This is a genomic window from Prochlorococcus marinus str. MIT 9314, assembly GCF_000760035.1.
GTDB lineage: Bacteria > Cyanobacteriota > Cyanobacteriia > PCC-6307 > Cyanobiaceae > Prochlorococcus_A > Prochlorococcus_A marinus_B.
On record NZ_JNAO01000004.1, the window covers coordinates 41,864 to 58,820 of the forward strand.

Below are 16,957 nucleotides of genomic sequence, written 5' to 3' on the forward strand. Positions count from 1 at the left end.
ACTCTTTACAGCTGTTACTTTATCAGCCCGTGACTTGAAATTAGGAATAAACAACTAAATATAGTATCTTTATTAAATATTTTAAAAATTAAATGACTGAGTCAAATCAAGTAAATTTAGCTGGTACTAATAGACCAATTCAAATAATTCCTTCAGTTTTACCAGCAGATTGGGCCAATATGGGAGCATGTGTGAAAGAGCTAGAAGAAGCTGGGGTAGATAGAATTCAATTTGATGTAATGGATGGGAATTTCGTGCCAAATCTTACATTCGGTCCTGAAATGATTGCTGCATGCAGGAAATATTGCAATGTCCCTTTTGAAACTCAATTAATGGTGAGTCAATACAACTGTGAAACCATGCTTGAATCTTATGTAAACGCCACAAAAGGGGCGAATGGTGAACCAGGAGTAGTAATAGCTCATGCCGAAGCAAATATTCATTTGCATAGAGTTCTAGGAAGAATAAGAGATCTAGGAGGATCTCCTTCTGTTGCATTAAACCCTCATACTCCTTTTGAAATGATTAAAAATATTATGGATATGGTTGATCATGTTTTGGTTATGACAGTTAATCCAGGCTTTGGAGGACAAGCTTACATACCAACAATGCTTAATAAAATCAGAGAAATAAGAAACTTTATTATCGAAAAAAACTTAAATGTCGATATTGAAGTTGATGGAGGGATAAAAGCAAACTGGACTATTTCACAATGTGCCGATGCTGGTGCTAATTGTTTTATTGCAGGTAGCGGAATGTTTGCTTACCCAACATTAAAAGAAGGATGTGATGACTTAAGAAAAGTCGCACTAGAAGCACAAAAAGGGAATGTCCTTTCAGAACCTCAATAAATATTCTTGATGATTAAAAACTCACCCAAATATCCATCCATAACTATGCAACCCTATTCCTAAAAAATTAACTCCTAAATAACATACTAAAACAACTAAAAAGCCTGTAGAAGCCAATAATGCTGGTTTGCGTCCTTGCCAACCCTTGCTTATTCTCATATGCAGATAAGCGGCATAAAACAACCATGAGATAAATGCCCATGTTTCTTTTGGATCCCAACTCCACCATGTACCCCAGGCCTCATTAGCCCAAACTGCACCTGAAATCAAACCGAGAGTCAAAAGAACAAAACCTACTAATATAGAACGATAACTTAATGTATCTAATTCTTCTGAATGCGAAAATTCAATAGGTTCAACTAATTCATTTAAAGAATAGCTGTTTGAAAGTTTAAATCCTCCTATACCTGTAGAACTACTTCTGATTTGAAGTGGCTTATTTTTATTGATTAATAAAACGGACATCGAAAGTAAAGAACCTATTATTAATGCTGCATAACTAAGCATTACGACGCTAACGTGCATTACTAACCAACTAGACCTCAAAGCTGGAACCAAGTTGGATGATAATTTCAAATCCTCAGGCAAAACAAAACAAGCAAAAGACACAGTCAGTAACTCGATAGGTATAGCAATTGAGGGAATTATTGGAGCTTGGTATTCTCTTTCAACCAATAGTTGACCTAATGTGATACCCCAAGTCAGGAAATAAAGAGATTCATACAAATTGCTAATAGGAAAGTGCCCAGAAATTGACCACCTAAAAAGTAATTGTAATGTTATTAGTAAGTTCACTAAAATCGTAATAAGTCTTACAGCAGAAGAAGACTTTTTTTTAAAAACTGCACCCAAAGATATAGGTAAGTTAATTAATAAAAAATAAAAAACTAAAAGACCTAAAACTGAAACTGGTTCATATATTATATTTTTAAAAAAATTATCTAGTATCATTTCTAGAAATTTCTCAAGTTTTAATATTCAATGACAAACAAATAATAATTTAAATAATTCTTATATGAGTAATTCTTTAATAATAAAGTTTTAATTTATTTTAAAAAGCATTTCAAAGTTTGAAATTATCTCCTAGGTAATACTTCTTAACTATTGGATTATCAGCCAATTCACTTGATGAACCGTTAGCTAAGATTGTTCCTGCACTTAATACATATGATTTATTAGTAATTAGAAGGGTTTCCCTCACATTATGGTCTGTAATAAGAATCCCCACCCCATCGCTACTTAATTTAAGAATTAGTTTCTTTAGATCATTAACAGCTAGAGGATCGATCCCAGCAAACGGTTCGTCCAATAACAAATATTTAGGTCCTTTTCTGCCTACAGTAAGAGCCCTAGCTATCTCACACCTCCTCCTCTCTCCTCCTGAAAGTTGATAACCATAATTATCTACAAAGTTATTCAAATTAAATTCATTAATTAATTGTTCTCTTCTATTTCTTATCGCTGCTCTACTATAAGATGCATTTTGTAAAGCCAAATCTATATTATCCTTTACAGTGAGATCTCTAAATATACTCGCTTCCTGAGTTAAGTACCCTAACCCAAGTCTTGATCTAATTGGTAGAGGAAGATTGGTTATATTTTTCCCATTCATTAAAATTTTACCTTTATCCGGTTTTATATTCCCAACTGCAAGATTAAAAGTTGTAGTTTTCCCAGCACCATTAGGTCCCATCAAACCTACAACTTCCCCTGGATTAACAGTTATCGAAACATCATTTACAATTAATCTTCCTTTAATTGAAAGAGATACATTATGAATCTTTAGGTTCATTTTCCTTGAGATCGATTAGTTTTCTTATTTTCTTGAAAAAAAAATGAAATAGATAATAATAATTTAATTGAAGATAAAGATATATTCATCAGAGAGGTTTCAAAAAAGGCTTATCGTTCTCGTTTAATAGTTCTTTATATTGTAATTTCGTCAATAAATCTTCCAAACATTGGCAGAAGGACTCAAGATCAATCCCTAAATCAATCTTAGTTCTAGTTTTTATTCTGCCTAAACCCTCTCCAAGCAAAATAGTAGCTCCATTTAAATTTCCTTTACTTAAATGAAACTGAGAAACAGATACTTGTAAAATTCCCTGGATAACTTGTCTTTCGTCACCATCTACGGAATTCCATATTTCTTCAAAAGCATCATGAGCCTCATACCATTCGTGATTGTTAAAAAGATTTAAAGCTGCAAAAAGGGAATCTTGAAAACTTTTTGTACTTTCTTCGTTCATTAAACCAATTACTAATTTTTTTTCTTTTTATTTATTTTTCTCATTCTTATTGAGTCCGGTGTTACCTCTAGCATTTCATCTGGGCCAATATATTCTAGTGCTCTTTCAAGGGTAATATCGACAGGTGACTGCAAAGTATCAAGTTCTTCTGCCCCTGCAGACCTCATATTAGTCAACTGTTTGGTTTTACATATATTCAACTCAAGATCTTGAGGTCGATTATTCTCTCCAATTATCATTCCTTTATAAACTTTAACTCCGGGTTTAATGAAATAGACTCCCCTATCTTCAGCATTTTTTAAAGCATAAAATGTGGCTACACCTTCCTCAAAAGCTATTAGAACGCCATTCCTTCTAGTTTCAAAGTCTCCTGTTTTAGGTTTATATTCATAAAACGAATGACTCATGATGCCCTCACCTCTTGTTATCCTTACAAATTCCCCACGAAATCCAATTAATCCTCTTGATGGAACAAGAAATTCTAATTGAGTTCTACCATCTGAACTTGTCTGCATGTTTTTCATCTCTGCCTTTCTAGATCCAAGCTTTTCGATGCAAGACCCGACAGATACTTCAGGTATATCTAAAACTAAAGTCTCTATAGGCTCACATTCAACATTATCAATTTCCCTGAAAATTACTTGAGGTTGTGAGATTTGAAACTCAAAACCCTCTCTTCGCATAGTTTCAATCAATATCCCTAGATGTAATTCTCCTCTTCCTGAAACTGAGAACCTGTCAGGAGAATCAGTTTCTTCTACTCTCAGGGCAACATTTGTTAAAAGTTCCCTCTCTAATCTATTTTTTAATTGTCTACTCGTAACAAATTTCCCTTCCTTTCCCGCAAATGGTGAATCATTGACAACAAAAGTCATATTTAAGGTAGGTTCATCAACTTTGATTAATGGAAGAGGATGAGGAGAATCGGGACATGCTATGGTCTCACCAATATTGACGTCATCGAAACCGGAAACAGCAACAATATCACCTGCAAATGCTTCATTTATATCAATTCTTTGTAATCCTTCAAATCCTAAAAGCTTACTAACTTTACCTTTAATAGTTTTGCCGTTTTCTTTAATTAAACTAGCCTGTTGGCCATTTTTTATAGTTCCATTGTGGATCTTTCCAATTACTATTCTGCCCAAGAAATCAGAATAGTCCAAAGTAGTTATTTGTAGCTGCAGAGGCTTATTAGAGTCACCTACTGGAGGAGGAACGTGTCTGATAATAGCTTCAAAAAGAGGCATCATATTGTCACTATTAGATTCCATCTCTTCTTTTGCAAAACCAGATAAGCCACTCCCAAAAAGATAAGGGAAATCACATTGATCATCATCAGCGCCTAATTCCAAAAATAAATCAAGGACCTTATCAATAGCTATTTCTGGCACTACTCGTGGTCTATCAATTTTATTTACAAAGACTATAGGCCTAAGTCCTTTTTCTAATGCTTTTTTTAAAACAAATCTTGTTTGAGGCATAGGTCCCTCATTTGCATCAACAATAAGCAGACAACCATCAACCATTCCCAAAACCCTTTCAACTTCTCCTCCAAAATCAGCATGACCAGGCGTATCTATAATATTAATTCTTGTATCTTTATAGTTAACTGCAGTATTTTTTGAGAGAATTGTTATCCCCCTTTCTCTTTCAAGATCATTTGAATCCATCACACATGTAGGAATAACTTCATTGTCTCTAAATATTCCTGATTGAGATAACAACGCGTCAACAAGAGTTGTCTTCCCATGATCTACGTGAGCAATAATTGCAACATTTCTGATTTCTTTTAGCGAAGATGACATTTATAGAATTTATATAAATAGTGAATTGTCTTTATTAAGGCTAACTCAAAGTATGCCTTTTTTTAAGAATTTTCTTTTTAAGACTTTGAAAAACATAATCTATAATTAAATTAATCAATTAGATTTATAATTTCTGTTTGAGCTTTCAAAAACTTTCAATGCTTCAATTGATCCCTCATACCTCCAATGCCATGGTTCGTAATCTATATATTTATTATATTTGTTGAACGATAACTTAAAGTGAAACTTAGCTGCATTTTTTATTAGCCATCTAAAGGCGTCAGTATTTTCGAAGTCGGTTTCAAAATCTGTCTCTCTTTGAGTAGCATCACCAATATCTATTGCGAAACCTGTACTATGTTCAGAATACCCTGGAGGGGCTGAGACTCTAGCTCTTTCTGCAGCTTCTTGATTTCTAATAGATTTTAAAGAGTAAAAGATATCTTTTTGCAAATTAATTGATCTATAACCACTCAAGAAGACCAAATATATCCCATCCTTTTTGGCATCTTCTCTCATCTTTAGTAAAGAATCGCGCATATCCATATGAACTTCAATGTTAGGCTCTATTAAAACTAGTTTCTCTTTAGGAGTTTCGTTATAGGGAAGATGGCCTAAAATTCTGGCATCATGATTTTTTGCAACCTGAAAACTGAGATTATTAGGAGGTATTAATCCTACATATTTAATAAATCGCAATGCCGATACAGAAAAGATAAGAAAAAGAAATGGAGTAAATATTAATAATTTTTTTAATAATGTTGAATTTGGGTTATTTAGGTAAGTTCTTTTGGCAAGTGGTATATCAAATTGATCGATATCTTTGTTTTGTTGCAATATCTAGAAGTGAATTTGGAAAAGATATTTCGATATTAACTATTATTTTAAGAAATGCACTTTTATAAGCAAAAAAGATGTAGTTTTTATATACAGTATTATTTTTTTTCATATGTTGAGGGTAGCTGTTATTGGTGGTGGTCCAAGTGGTTCATGTGCTGCAGAAATACTTGCTAAATCTGGGATAAAAACGTGGCTCTTCGAGAGAAAATTGGATAATGCGAAACCATGTGGAGGAGCTATTCCTCTTTGCATGGTAGAAGAATTTGATTTGCCCGAATCAATTATTGATAGAAAAGTAAGGCATATGAGAATGATATCTCCATCAAATAGAGAAGTTGATATAAGTCTAGATAGAGTTTATGGGAAAAGCGATAATGAGTTTATTGGGATGTGTAGAAGGGAAGTTATGGATGCTTTTATGCGTAATAGAGCATCAGATCTTGGGGCCACACTAATAAATGGATTAGTTACTTCTATTGATACTGGCAATAATAATCAAGGACCATATAAACTCACCTATTCAGATTTTGCGAATGGAGACAAAAAAGGGGAAATTAATGAGCTTACTGTTGATCTTTTAATAGGAGCTGATGGAGCAAATAGTAGAGTAGCAAAAGCAATGGATGCAGGAGATTACAAAGTTGCTATCGCATTTCAGGAGAGAATTAAACTACCTAAAGAAGAAATGAGTTACTACGAAGATCTTGCTGAAATGTACGTCGGCACTGATGTTTCTCCAGATTTTTATGGGTGGGTATTTCCTAAATACGATCATGTTGCAGTTGGAACTGGAACTATGCAAAAGAATCAGTCATTAATTAAAGGACTTCAAGAGGGAGTAAGGAATAGGGCAAAGAAAAGACTTGTTAATGGTGAAGTAATTAAGGTAGAAGCTCATCCTATCCCTGAGCATCCAAGGCCAAGAAGAGTAGTTGGGAGAATGGCATTAGTTGGTGATGCGGCTGGTTATGTTACAAAAAGTTCTGGAGAGGGTATTTATTTTGCTGCAAAAAGCGGAAGAATGTGTGCTGAAGAAATTGTTGAAGCATCAAAAAACGGTCAAGTAATTCCATCAGAAAAAGATTTAAAAAACTATCTTAAAAAATGGGATAAAAAATATGGCACAACTTATAAGGTACTAGAAATACTTCAAAATATTTTCTACAGAAATGATTCTGCGAGAGAAGCCTTTGTTGAGATGTGTGATGACATGGATGTACAAAGACTTACTTTTGATAGTTACTTATACAAACGAGTGGTCTCCATGAAACCATTACAGCAACTTAAAATTACAATGCTTACACTTGGTTCGATTTTAAGGGGGAAAGCCCTAGCCCCTCTAAAGTATAAACCCGTTGATAGTGCTGTAAGGGAAAATAAAGAAGTAGAAAAAATGCTAGAAAATTATTCAATAAAGGGAGGCATTAAAGTTAAGAGTTCAAAAGTGTAAAGTCGGCTATTTTTAGAGAATAATTTCTTATTAAGCTCAACAAATTAAGTCTATTATTTCTTATTTTTAAATCCTCTGACATTATTAGGACTCCCTTTTCATTATCAAATAAATCCTCGATAGTGTTTATATTAATCTCAAACAAATTAAGAAGTTCCAAATAATTGCAATAACCTTCCGAAAAAAGTTTTTCTAATTCTCCAATAAATTCAAAAACTTTCAATTCACAATCTTTTTCAAAGAGTTTTGTGTCTACATAATCTTTTGTTGAGAAAACGTCTGTTGAAAGATTACTATTATTAGCTAATTTGCTTACCCTAGTAATTACCTTCTGAATTTCAACAAAATTTTCCTTTTCTTTAAAATTCATAATAGATTTTATCCTATTTTTAAGATCAACAATATTCAATACTTTTTTTTGAGATAATTCATCGGGAGAGCAAACGGCCTTTATTAATTCTTTACTTAGTGATATCTCTTCTAGATGACTAACAATTCTTTGGACTAAAAATTGATTTAAATCATTAAATACTGTTTCTCTAGAGAAGTTTAAATTAGGAAATGCGATTTTCCAAAAATCAATAAGTTCGTTGAATAATTTATCTAAAGGTAAATTAAGTTCATAATCCCAAATTATTTTAATCACTCCATTCAAATTTCTTCTTAAAGCATAAGGATCAGATGATCCAGTGGGTCGCTTACCAGAAATAAATATACTTATTAAAGTTTCGACCTTATCCGCTATGGAAACTATTGCACCATATTTTGAAGAGGGCAAAGCATCTTTGTAAAAAGAGGGTAAATAATGTTCAGCGACAGCCAAGCAAACATCCTCACTAAATCCTTCATATTTAAGATATTTACCACCCATTATTCCTTGGAGCTCAGGGAATTCGAAAACAATTTCGCTACATAAGTCATTTTTGCAGTATTTAGCAGCTTCTATTATTTTTTTTTCTTCTAAAGACTTATCATTTAAAAATTTAAGAATCTTTTTAGTAACTTCCTCTATTCTTTCTACCCTCTGAAAAATATTCCCAAGTCCTTTCAAATAGGAAACAGATTTAAGCTTTTGATTTCTTTCGATTGAAGCAACTTTTTTGTCACTTTCTACGAAAAACTTTGCGTCTGAAAACCTTGCCCTCAATACTTTCTCATTCCCTTTGGCAATATTATTATTTGATTCTTCAAGACCATTTGAAATAACGCAGAAAGTTGTACTGATATTTTTTTCAGAGCTCAGATCTAGTTTAGAAAAACTTTTGTTTTTCAATAAAAGGGGAACGTATCTCTGATGACTTTTCATGACTGTTGAAAGAACTTCAACCGGAAGATCAAGAAATTCATCACTAAATTTGCCAATAATTAAGTCTGGCCATTCAACTAAATCAGTTAATTCATTTAGTAATCCTTCTGAAAGGTCAGGTTTCAGATTTAAAGATTTAGACGCCTGATTTATTAAACTTTCAATTTTTTCTTTTCTTTCTTTTCGAATACCTATTACTCTATTTTCTTTCAATAATTCAAAGAAATCATCAGGATTCTGAACTTCTAAAACTTTATTTATTAGCCTATGACTTTTTGATTTATTACCTATTTTGATCTTTGGATCACATTCATCAAATTCAAAATCAAGAATTTCATCATTATAAATAGAGGCAATCCACCTAATAGGTCTTGAAAATTTTATGTTCCCAGCCCCCCATTTCATAAATCGAGGACCTTGAAGACTCTTTACTAATTTTGGGATAATCGAAGACAAAGAAATTTTTGTTGAAAGTCCTTTCTCAATTTTCTTTCCAAATACAAAATCACCCTTTTCTGTATTTTTTATTTCTAGCTCACCTACATCTATATCTAAGCTATTAGCAAATCCCAAAGCAGCATTAGTAGGACATCCATTTAAATAAGCTGAATTTGCTTTAGGTCCTTTTCTTTCTATTATCTTATCTTCTGCATAATCAACTAAACCTTCGAGAAGTAGAACTATCCTCCTTGGTGTGGAGGTAACAACTATATGTTCGAATTTGATTAACTTTTTATCCAATTCAAATTCTATTAGAGATTTAAATTGCTTTAGAACAGAATAAGAAAATTTTGCGGGCAACTCTTCTGTTCCTATCTCAAGTAAATATTTAGACAAGAAAAAAATATGACTTAACTTACTATAATTTACTACCAGTTAAATAAGCTTTTCGCTAATGTATAAAAAGAGATATTTTTTGTTCCTTTGATCAAGGTTGAGAAAGTAAAAAAGAAAAAAGATCCTACCAAGGAAGAAACTGTTTGTTTGGCAAATGGGCTAGAAGTTTCTAAATTTGAAAATTTTAAAAAAAGTAGTCAATTTCTTAAAGAACCACTTGCTACGGAATTAGTCAATGATAGCGATCATTTTACCAATGATGCAGTTCAGTTATTAAAATTTCATGGTAGTTATCAACAAGATAACAGGGAAAATAGAAGGCCGGGCAAAAGTAAAGATTGGCAAATGATGCTTAGGTTAAGAAATCCGGGCGGTGAAGTCCCTGGGAAATTATTTTTAGCATTAGATGAATTATCTGACAAACTAGGTAATGGAACACTTAGGGCCACTACAAGACAAGCCTTTCAAATGCATGGAATTAGAAAGGAGAACCTAAAGGAAGTTATTAAAACAATAGTAAATTCAATGGGCTCCACATTAGCTGCATGTGGAGACATAAATAGAAACGTTATGGCCCCTGCGGCTCCATTTGCTTCGCCAGACTATAAAATTGCTAGAGCATTGGCAAAAAAAGTTGCAGATCTTCTCACCCCAACGGCTGGCCAAGGCACTTTTTTAGAGCTTTGGGCTGATGGAGATTTAGAGTACACCATAAAGCCCGACAAAGATATTGAAGCAATTAGGAAGCTCCAATTCAAAGATAATGTTTTTAGCGGGATAAAAGATGAGCCTCTTTATGGGTCAACATATTTACCGAGAAAATTCAAATGTGCTGTGACAGTTCCTGGGGATAATTCTGTTGATCTTCTTACCAATGACATAGGAATAGTTGCCTTTGCTTCTAAAGATGGAAACTTAGAAGGGTGCAACTTCTATGTTGGAGGTGGCATGGGTCGCACACATAATAATGAAGAGACCTTTGCTAGAATTGCAGATCCCCTTGGATATGTTGAAAAAACTGATGTTTATGAATTAATACAAAGTATTGTGGCTATTCAAAGAGATTATGGTGATAGAAAATCAAGAAAAAATTCGAGAATGAAATATCTTCTTCATAGAAAAGGTATTAAATGGTTCAAAAAGATACTTTTTGATAAGTATTTCAAAAAAGAAATTAAAAAAATCAGAAAAGAACCGGATAAGATTCTTATTGATTATCTAGGTTGGCATAAACAAAATAAAAACTCCTATTTCGTAGGTTTACCATTATTATCAGGGAGATTATCTGGAGAGAAGAAGAATACCATAACAAGTATCGTTAGAAAATATAATTTAGATTTAAGACTTACACCTAATCAAGATATTTTACTTTGCAATATCGCCAATAAAAACAAAGGTGAAATTCAAAAATCTCTAACAAAAATTGGATACGAAAATTTAGAAGACATTAATAAAATTCAAAGACATGCTTTGGCTTGTCCTGCCTTACCACTTTGTGGACTTGCGATGACTGAAGCTGAAAGAATATTACCTGATGTATTAAAAAGGATTGAAAATTTACTTTTAGATCTAAAAATACAAAAAACAATATTATTTAGAATGACAGGATGTCCGAATGGATGTACCAGGCCTTATATGGCCGAATTAGCACTTGTTGGAAGTGGGCAAAACAAATACCAACTATGGTTGGGGGGAAGTAAAAATCTACAAAGGCTGGCTAAACCATTCTTACAAAGAATGGAACTTAACGATTTAGAAAAAACTCTTCAACCATTATTTGATGATTGGAAGGGCAATTTGGATTTGGATTTCGGAGATTTTATAAATACTCTAGATGACATTTATATATTGAATCTACTAAATAAAAATCAATAGAATTTAAATTTTTCCATAAAGAGCATTTGCTTTTTTATTTTTCCAAGCCCATAATTGATCACCATAACTAAAATGCCACCATTCATTAGGGTGTTGAGCAAATCCAAATTTAGTCATAACTTCCCTTAATAAATTTCTTCTGCTATTCCAAATAATTTCCTCTTCATTCTTTATATTTGCATAAAAATTAGGATTTGAGGTCTCATCCATTTGATCAACAATGCTTCCCATTTCAACAAGATTTCCTTCTTTATCTGATAAACAAACATCCAATGCACCCCCAGTTGAATGAGGGGGAGGACACCTAGTGTCATAAGAAGGATATGCCCAAAATTTTTCAATTTTTTTTAAAATTGATGGATAAGATTTTATATTTTCAAAAGAAATATCAATATCGGATTTTTCACACTCTAATAAAAATGCTCTTTTAAACATAAATTCCTGGACTTCTAAAGGTCGCCAACTGTCATAAATTAAAAGGTTAAAGCTACTCTTTGATATCAAATAATCATTTACTTTTACAATTCTATTTACGACCTCTTCTCTTAATTTCCAAATAGAAGTTTTATCTTTATAAGGTGCTCCCAATTGAAAGTAAGGGTGGGGATCTAAAAACTTTAAGCAGCTAGGTATAGCTATTAATTTATCTCCATTATCTTTAATTGGTATTTTATTCCAAATTTTCAATTGAAATTTGCAATTGATTTATAGTGGCATATATATCGTAAATTACAATGACAGTTATCAATTTAAGAAATCATGAATGAATTTATTATCAGAATTATCAATAAGTATATTCCTTAAGACAATATTTTCTTTTAAATCAGGATCATCACTAATAATCTTAATAGCCTCTTCACGAGCCTTTTCAATAAGAAATTTATTGTTAGGTAAATTGTCCAGTACAAAATCAGGCAACCCGGATTGTCTATACCCTAAAATCTGACCTGGTCCTCTAAGCTCCAAGTCTTTTTCAGCAATATAAAAGCCATCATTAGATCTTTGCAAAACACAAAGCCGTTTATTTTCTAATCCATTTTTATCGGGGGTTACCAGATAACAAAAAGATTTTGTTGATCCTCTACCAACTCTCCCCCTTAATTGATGTAGCTGGGACAATCCAAATCTGTCCGAATTATAAATAATCATAATTGTGGCGTTAGGTACATCAATACCAACCTCAATTACTGTGGTTGAAACCAATATATTAATTTCATTCTTTAAAAAAGAATTAATTACTTCATTCTTTTCTTGTGAACTTAATTTGCCATGTAATAATCCAACTTTTTTGTTAAAAAAGACCTCTTCTGATAAATGTTTGAATGTTTTTTTTGCAGAGCTTAAATTCATTTTTTCTGAATCTTCTATAAGTGGCAAAATCACATAAGCTTGATTCCCTTTATTGATCTCATCCTCAACAATCTTGAACAAGTTAGTTAAATCATCTTCTGAAATTATTTTTGTAGTTATAGGAACTCTCCCAGGAGGGAGTTCTTTAATTTGACTCACATCTAAATCACCATAAATGGAAAGAGCAAGAGTTCTTGGAATTGGTGTTGCTGTCATTGATAACAAATTAGTATTTTCTCCTTTATTTAGTAATCTATTTCTTTGAGTTACTCCAAATCTATGTTGTTCATCAATTACGACCATCCCTAATGCATTAAAGATGACTTTATCCTCAAATAATGCATGAGTACCTACGAGGATATCAACTAATCCATTGTTCAAATTAGAGAGAATTTCTTTTCTCTTTTTTTGAGGAGTATTTCCAGTAAGTAGTTCAACAGAAACCAAAAGGGGATTCAAGTATTTTAATAAGTTTTTATAATGTTGTTCTGCCAATACCTCTGTAGGGACCATAAATGCACCTTGCAGGTTTTTTTCAATGACGAGTAAAAGAGACGCTATCGCAATTATGGTTTTACCGCTCCCCACATCTCCCTGAAGCAATCTAGACATTGGTACGGGATTAGATAAATCATTCTTAATTTCATTTAAAACATTTTCTTGAGATTTTGTTAATTCAAAAGGAAAAGTTTTTAAAAATTCTCTTAATAAAGATTTCTTTTGAGGTAATTGTTGGGAAGTTACATTTTTGTTCGTCTTTCTTTTTCTAAGTAGGAACTTTATTTGCAGTAGGAACAACTCATCAAAAACCAAACGTTTTTTTGACTCAATAAGTGCCTGTTGAGTTGGTGGAAAATGAATATTAATCAACGACTCGCCTTTTGAATATAAAGATAATGAATCAAGTTGCTTTTTATTTAAAATTTCTGGATATTGCTTTGCATAAATTAGTACCTTTTTCATAAGTTTTATAAAACTGATATTTGATAATGCTTCACCTAATGAATATAAGGGTAATATTTTGCCTGAGAAATTAAAATTATCATTATTATCCTTAAAAATTTCAATCTGCGGATCTACAAAAGTTTTACCATACTCTGTTAATTTAACCTTACCTGAAATTGCTAATTTAGTTCCAGGAGTATATAAAGATTTTTGAGATGCGAAAAAGGAGTAAGATCTAAATCTTCTTCCTAAAAAAAATTTAGTAACTTTTATCGAAGACGTTTCATCAGAAACTACGAAATTCATTATTGATAAATTACTATTCTTTTTACTCTTATGAATATAAAATCTTTTAACGTTTGCAATGCAGGTGTATAAATTATCTGGTTTTAAATTTATTATCTTAACTCTATTCGTATAGTCTAGATATGTTCGTGGGAAATAATTAATTAGATCTTTTATATGAAATATTCCTAATTCATTAAGCTTATTTTTATAAACTTTTCCTACATTTTTTACTAATGAAATATCTGAATCAAAAGACAAGCTTGAATCAGCTTTATTCAAAAAAACATTATTAGAAATATTATTAGAACTTTCTATTTCTAGAGTTTTCCCTAGTTTATAAAGATTTTTTCTTGTATCTATAATTAACCTTTTTCTTTGATTTTCATCTAATCTATTATATTCATTATATTTTTTAGAAAATTCATAAAATATCCTTAGATATTCTTCTGAGATATTTAGATTGTCTAGTTTTTGCAATGATTCATGCAAATAATCATTAAAATATTTTTCTCTTCCTAAAGTATTAATAAATTTGTTTTCAGTTTCAATAGTAAGAGACTTTTGAAGAGGTCTTATCCAATCTTTAATTAATTTATTGTTATTCCTGCTAAAAGTCACATTTGAAAAAAGATTTATTTTTTCAACGTATCTTATTCAAGCTTATTTCTTTTTGCCTCCAATATGTCTCTTTTTTAATCAAACGCTGAAATTGATTTTTTAGCTCATTTATTTTGTTCCGTTGAATAGAAAGATTTAAATTTTTAAACTCTAACTCAACAGTAGATATATTGAAAAAAATAATGCTTGGAAAATTATTATCTTTTAATGATGACCGATTTAAGTTTAATTCGAAATTAATAACAAAAGGATATGGGTGTTTTATCATAAAATTTTTGCCTACTAAGTAATCAAAGGAATCTTTAGATATCATCTTTTTTATTAGATTTGCCTTAAATAATTCTTGATTAATTTTATATGAAAGATTCAATAATAAATTTTCCAATGACTTGTCTATTAAATCAAAATTTTCAAGAATCTGATTTTTTGGTAAATTATCCACTTGATGGATATCTTCTTTTTCTGGATCTCTTGGTTTTTCAACCTTTTCTTCTCCTATTAATTCAAGTAAGGAGGAAATAAATTGTTTTTCAAATCCTAAATTTTCAAAAATATTGTTTCTAGATAAATAATTATTATGGTCGTTATTATCTAAATCAAGTGATACAAATTTCTCATAATTATGAGCTTGATAATATTTAGAAGTATTTGAAAAGTCTTTACTAATTTCGAACTGAATGGATTCTTTTAATTGAAAACCATCTTCATATTGAAATTTTTCTATTTGATCATCCTTTGTTTTTGTGGAACTATCAAAAATAGTAAAATGAATTTCCTTATTTATATTTTTTTCTATTTCATTTATTTTTAACTGTTCTACTGTTAATAAGGGCAAATTCGTAAAAATTAATCTACTTATTTTCTTTTCAAAAAGACTATAGAATTCATTTTCATTTAAGAAATTATCATTATTTGTTGGATAACTATATATTTGATTAAGGCCTTTTTCTACAGAGATGAAAAGTAGATTTCTTACCAGATCAAGATAAAGTTCATATTGCCTATAGATATTTTTAGTTAATATTCTTTTTTGTATATCTGCCCTCTCTAATTGAGCATTAATTTTATCTATATCTATGTAATTATTGAAATTATTCAAATCATTCAAGTGACTATTTTGTTTGCATTGATGCAACTTCTTCAGCAAAGTCCATCTGATTTTTTTCGATACCTTCACCCAATGTATATCTTGTAAAGCGTCTTACTTTGATATTTTCCCCAATTTTTGCAGCAGCTTGTTTAACAAGATCTTCAACTGTTAAAGAACTATCTTTAATGTAGGGTTGTGAAAGCAAAACAAGCTCATTAAGTCTTTTTGCTATTCTCCCTTCAACTATTTTTTCCTTAATTTGTTCTGGTTTTCCAGATAAATCATCCCTACCCATTTCAATTTGCTTTTCTTTTTTCACAACATCTTCTGGGATTTCATCAATTGATACGTACTCAACATTTGGGCATGCTGCAACTTGCATTGAAACATCCTTCAACAGAGATTGGAAAATATCACCTCTAGCAACGAAATCAGTTTCGCAATTTAACTCTAATAAAACTCCGACTCTTGATCCAGTATGTATATAACTACCAATTGACCCTTCGGCTGCTACTCTTCCCGATTTCTTTTCAGCACTAGCTATGCCTTTCTTTCTTAACCATTCCAAAGCTTTATCTAGATTTCCTTCAGTTTCGTTAAGTGCTTTTTTGCAGTCCATCATTCCTGCGCCAGTTTTGTCTCTAAGATCTTTTACAAGTTTTGCTGTAATGTTTCCCATTTGAAGTAATAAAAAATAGTGAATAGTAAGTTTTGAATTGGAATTTAATTTTTTCTTTCGGCATTAGAGCCCTTTCTACCCTCATTTATGGCATCTGCAAGTCTTCCTAAAATAAGTTGGACAGATCTAACGGCATCATCGTTACAAGGAATTGGGACTTCACACAAATCAGGATCGCAATTTGTATCCAACATTGATACTAATGAGATATCTAATTTTCTAGCTTCTAATACTGCATTAGATTCTCTTCTCTGATCAACTAATACAACTACATCTGGTAATCTTCTCATACCCTTAAGTCCACCTAAGTATTTTTGTAATCTTTCAAGTTCTCTTCTTAATACTGCAGCTTCTTTTTTAGGTCTCATTGCTATTGAACCACTACTTTCCATTCTTTCTAGATCCTTTAATCTTTCAATCCTAGCTTTCATTGTTGTCCAATTAGTCAACATACCTCCAAGCCATCTTTGATTTACATATGCAGCTCCACAGCGTGTAGCTTCCTGAGCCACAACATCTGATGCTTGTTTTTTTGTACCGACAAAGAGGAAACGTTTACCGCTTTTTGCAGCGTTTCTCGTCCATTTATATGCATTATTCATACACAATGCTGTCTTTACAAGATCAATAATATGAACTCCATTTCTCGCGCAATATATATATCTAGACATCTTGGGATTCCAACGTCTAGTTTGATGCCCAAAATGAGCACCAGCTTCCATCATTTCTGATAGTGATACAACAGCCATAATTTAAAAAGGGTTTCGGGTT

At 31.6% G+C, this 16,957-nt stretch carries 14 protein-coding genes; 3 read left to right on the forward strand and 11 right to left on the reverse strand.

What is annotated here, in order from left to right; all coding sequences use genetic code 11:
• Positions 1-92: 92 nt before the first annotated feature.
• Positions 93-851, forward strand: coding sequence for a ribulose-phosphate 3-epimerase (rpe, locus tag EU98_RS07050; RefSeq protein ID WP_032515220.1), 759 nt, complete (start codon positions 93-95; stop codon positions 849-851).
• A 21-nt stretch (positions 852-872) separates the two neighbouring features.
• On the opposite strand, the gene ccsB is transcribed toward rpe, so the two are convergent.
• The 5 genes from ccsB to EU98_RS07025 form a co-directional block, all read right to left on the reverse strand.
• The gene (gene ccsB / locus EU98_RS07045; RefSeq protein WP_032515221.1) at positions 873-1,802 is read right to left on the reverse strand and encodes a c-type cytochrome biogenesis protein CcsB; all 930 of its coding nucleotides are present in this window, start codon (positions 1,800-1,802) and stop codon (positions 873-875) included.
• Between the two features lie 112 nt (positions 1,803-1,914).
• Positions 1,915-2,643 carry an LPS export ABC transporter ATP-binding protein gene (gene lptB, locus EU98_RS07040; RefSeq protein WP_032515223.1) on the reverse strand — a complete coding sequence of 243 codons (729 nt, stop codon included), beginning with the start codon at positions 2,641-2,643 and terminating at the stop codon, positions 1,915-1,917.
• A gap of 88 nt (positions 2,644-2,731) precedes the next feature.
• Entirely contained in the window at positions 2,732-3,100 is a 369-nt protein-coding gene (locus EU98_RS07035; protein ID WP_032515225.1) for a DUF309 domain-containing protein, read from the reverse strand.
• 11 nt (positions 3,101-3,111) lie between these two features.
• Positions 3,112-4,908 carry a translational GTPase TypA gene (gene typA / locus EU98_RS07030; protein WP_032515227.1) on the reverse strand — a complete coding sequence of 599 codons (1,797 nt, stop codon included), beginning with the start codon at positions 4,906-4,908 and terminating at the stop codon, positions 3,112-3,114.
• Between the two features lie 114 nt (positions 4,909-5,022).
• Positions 5,023-5,745 (reverse strand): M15 family metallopeptidase, encoded by a 723-nt coding sequence (locus EU98_RS07025; protein WP_032515229.1) that lies wholly within the window; start codon positions 5,743-5,745, stop codon positions 5,023-5,025.
• 112 nt (positions 5,746-5,857) lie between these two features.
• Between EU98_RS07025 and chlP the strand changes: the two genes are divergently transcribed.
• Positions 5,858-7,198 (forward strand): geranylgeranyl reductase, encoded by a 1,341-nt coding sequence (chlP, locus tag EU98_RS07020; RefSeq protein ID WP_032515230.1) that lies wholly within the window; start codon positions 5,858-5,860, stop codon positions 7,196-7,198.
• Here the strand turns inward: chlP and glyS are convergent.
• Positions 7,179-9,341, reverse strand: coding sequence for a glycine--tRNA ligase subunit beta (gene glyS / locus EU98_RS07015; protein WP_032515231.1), 2,163 nt, complete (start codon positions 9,339-9,341; stop codon positions 7,179-7,181). The two genes, chlP and glyS, sit on opposite strands and share 20 nt — an antisense overlap.
• An 87-nt stretch (positions 9,342-9,428) precedes the next feature.
• Here glyS and EU98_RS07010 point away from each other — a divergent pair, with 87 nt between their 5' ends.
• On the forward strand, positions 9,429-11,216 hold the full coding sequence (locus EU98_RS07010) for an NADPH-dependent assimilatory sulfite reductase hemoprotein subunit (RefSeq protein ID WP_032515232.1): 1,788 nt from the start codon (positions 9,429-9,431) through the stop codon (positions 11,214-11,216).
• A gap of 3 nt (positions 11,217-11,219) precedes the next feature.
• Here the strand turns inward: EU98_RS07010 and EU98_RS07005 are convergent, their stop codons facing one another.
• The 5 genes from EU98_RS07005 to rpsB are packed head-to-tail and all read right to left on the reverse strand — an operon-like array spanning position 11,220 to position 16,935.
• On the reverse strand, positions 11,220-11,903 hold the full coding sequence (locus EU98_RS07005; protein ID WP_032515233.1) for a M15 family metallopeptidase: 684 nt from the start codon (positions 11,901-11,903) through the stop codon (positions 11,220-11,222).
• 57 nt (positions 11,904-11,960) lie between these two features.
• Entirely contained in the window at positions 11,961-14,417 is a 2,457-nt protein-coding gene (gene recG, locus EU98_RS07000; protein WP_032515234.1) for an ATP-dependent DNA helicase RecG, read from the reverse strand.
• 22 nt (positions 14,418-14,439) lie between these two features.
• The gene (locus EU98_RS06995) at positions 14,440-15,516 is read right to left on the reverse strand and encodes an adenylate cyclase (protein ID WP_241466374.1); all 1,077 of its coding nucleotides are present in this window, start codon (positions 15,514-15,516) and stop codon (positions 14,440-14,442) included.
• A gap of 13 nt (positions 15,517-15,529) precedes the next feature.
• Positions 15,530-16,186, reverse strand: a complete 657-nt coding sequence (gene tsf / locus EU98_RS06990; RefSeq protein ID WP_032515237.1) for a translation elongation factor Ts — start codon at positions 16,184-16,186, stop codon at positions 15,530-15,532.
• 44 nt (positions 16,187-16,230) lie between these two features.
• Complete coding sequence (rpsB, locus tag EU98_RS06985) at positions 16,231-16,935, reverse strand: 30S ribosomal protein S2 (protein WP_025951904.1); 705 nt, start codon at positions 16,933-16,935, stop codon at positions 16,231-16,233.
• Positions 16,936-16,957 lie beyond the last annotated feature (22 nt).

Coding starts and splice junctions, on each gene's coding strand:
- rpe (WP_032515220.1), top strand. CDS start 93: ATGACTGAGTCAAATCAAGTAAATTTAGCTGGTACTAATAGACCAATT.
- ccsB (WP_032515221.1), bottom strand. CDS start 1,802: ATGATACTAGATAATTTTTTTAAAAATATAATATATGAACCAGTTTCA.
- lptB (WP_032515223.1), bottom strand. CDS start 2,643: ATGAACCTAAAGATTCATAATGTATCTCTTTCAATTAAAGGAAGATTA.
- EU98_RS07035 (WP_032515225.1), bottom strand. CDS start 3,100: ATGAACGAAGAAAGTACAAAAAGTTTTCAAGATTCCCTTTTTGCAGCT.
- typA (WP_032515227.1), bottom strand. CDS start 4,908: ATGTCATCTTCGCTAAAAGAAATCAGAAATGTTGCAATTATTGCTCAC.
- chlP (WP_032515230.1), top strand. CDS start 5,858: ATGTTGAGGGTAGCTGTTATTGGTGGTGGTCCAAGTGGTTCATGTGCT.
- tsf (WP_032515237.1), bottom strand. CDS start 16,186: ATGGGAAACATTACAGCAAAACTTGTAAAAGATCTTAGAGACAAAACT.
- rpsB (WP_025951904.1), bottom strand. CDS start 16,935: ATGGCTGTTGTATCACTATCAGAAATGATGGAAGCTGGTGCTCATTTT.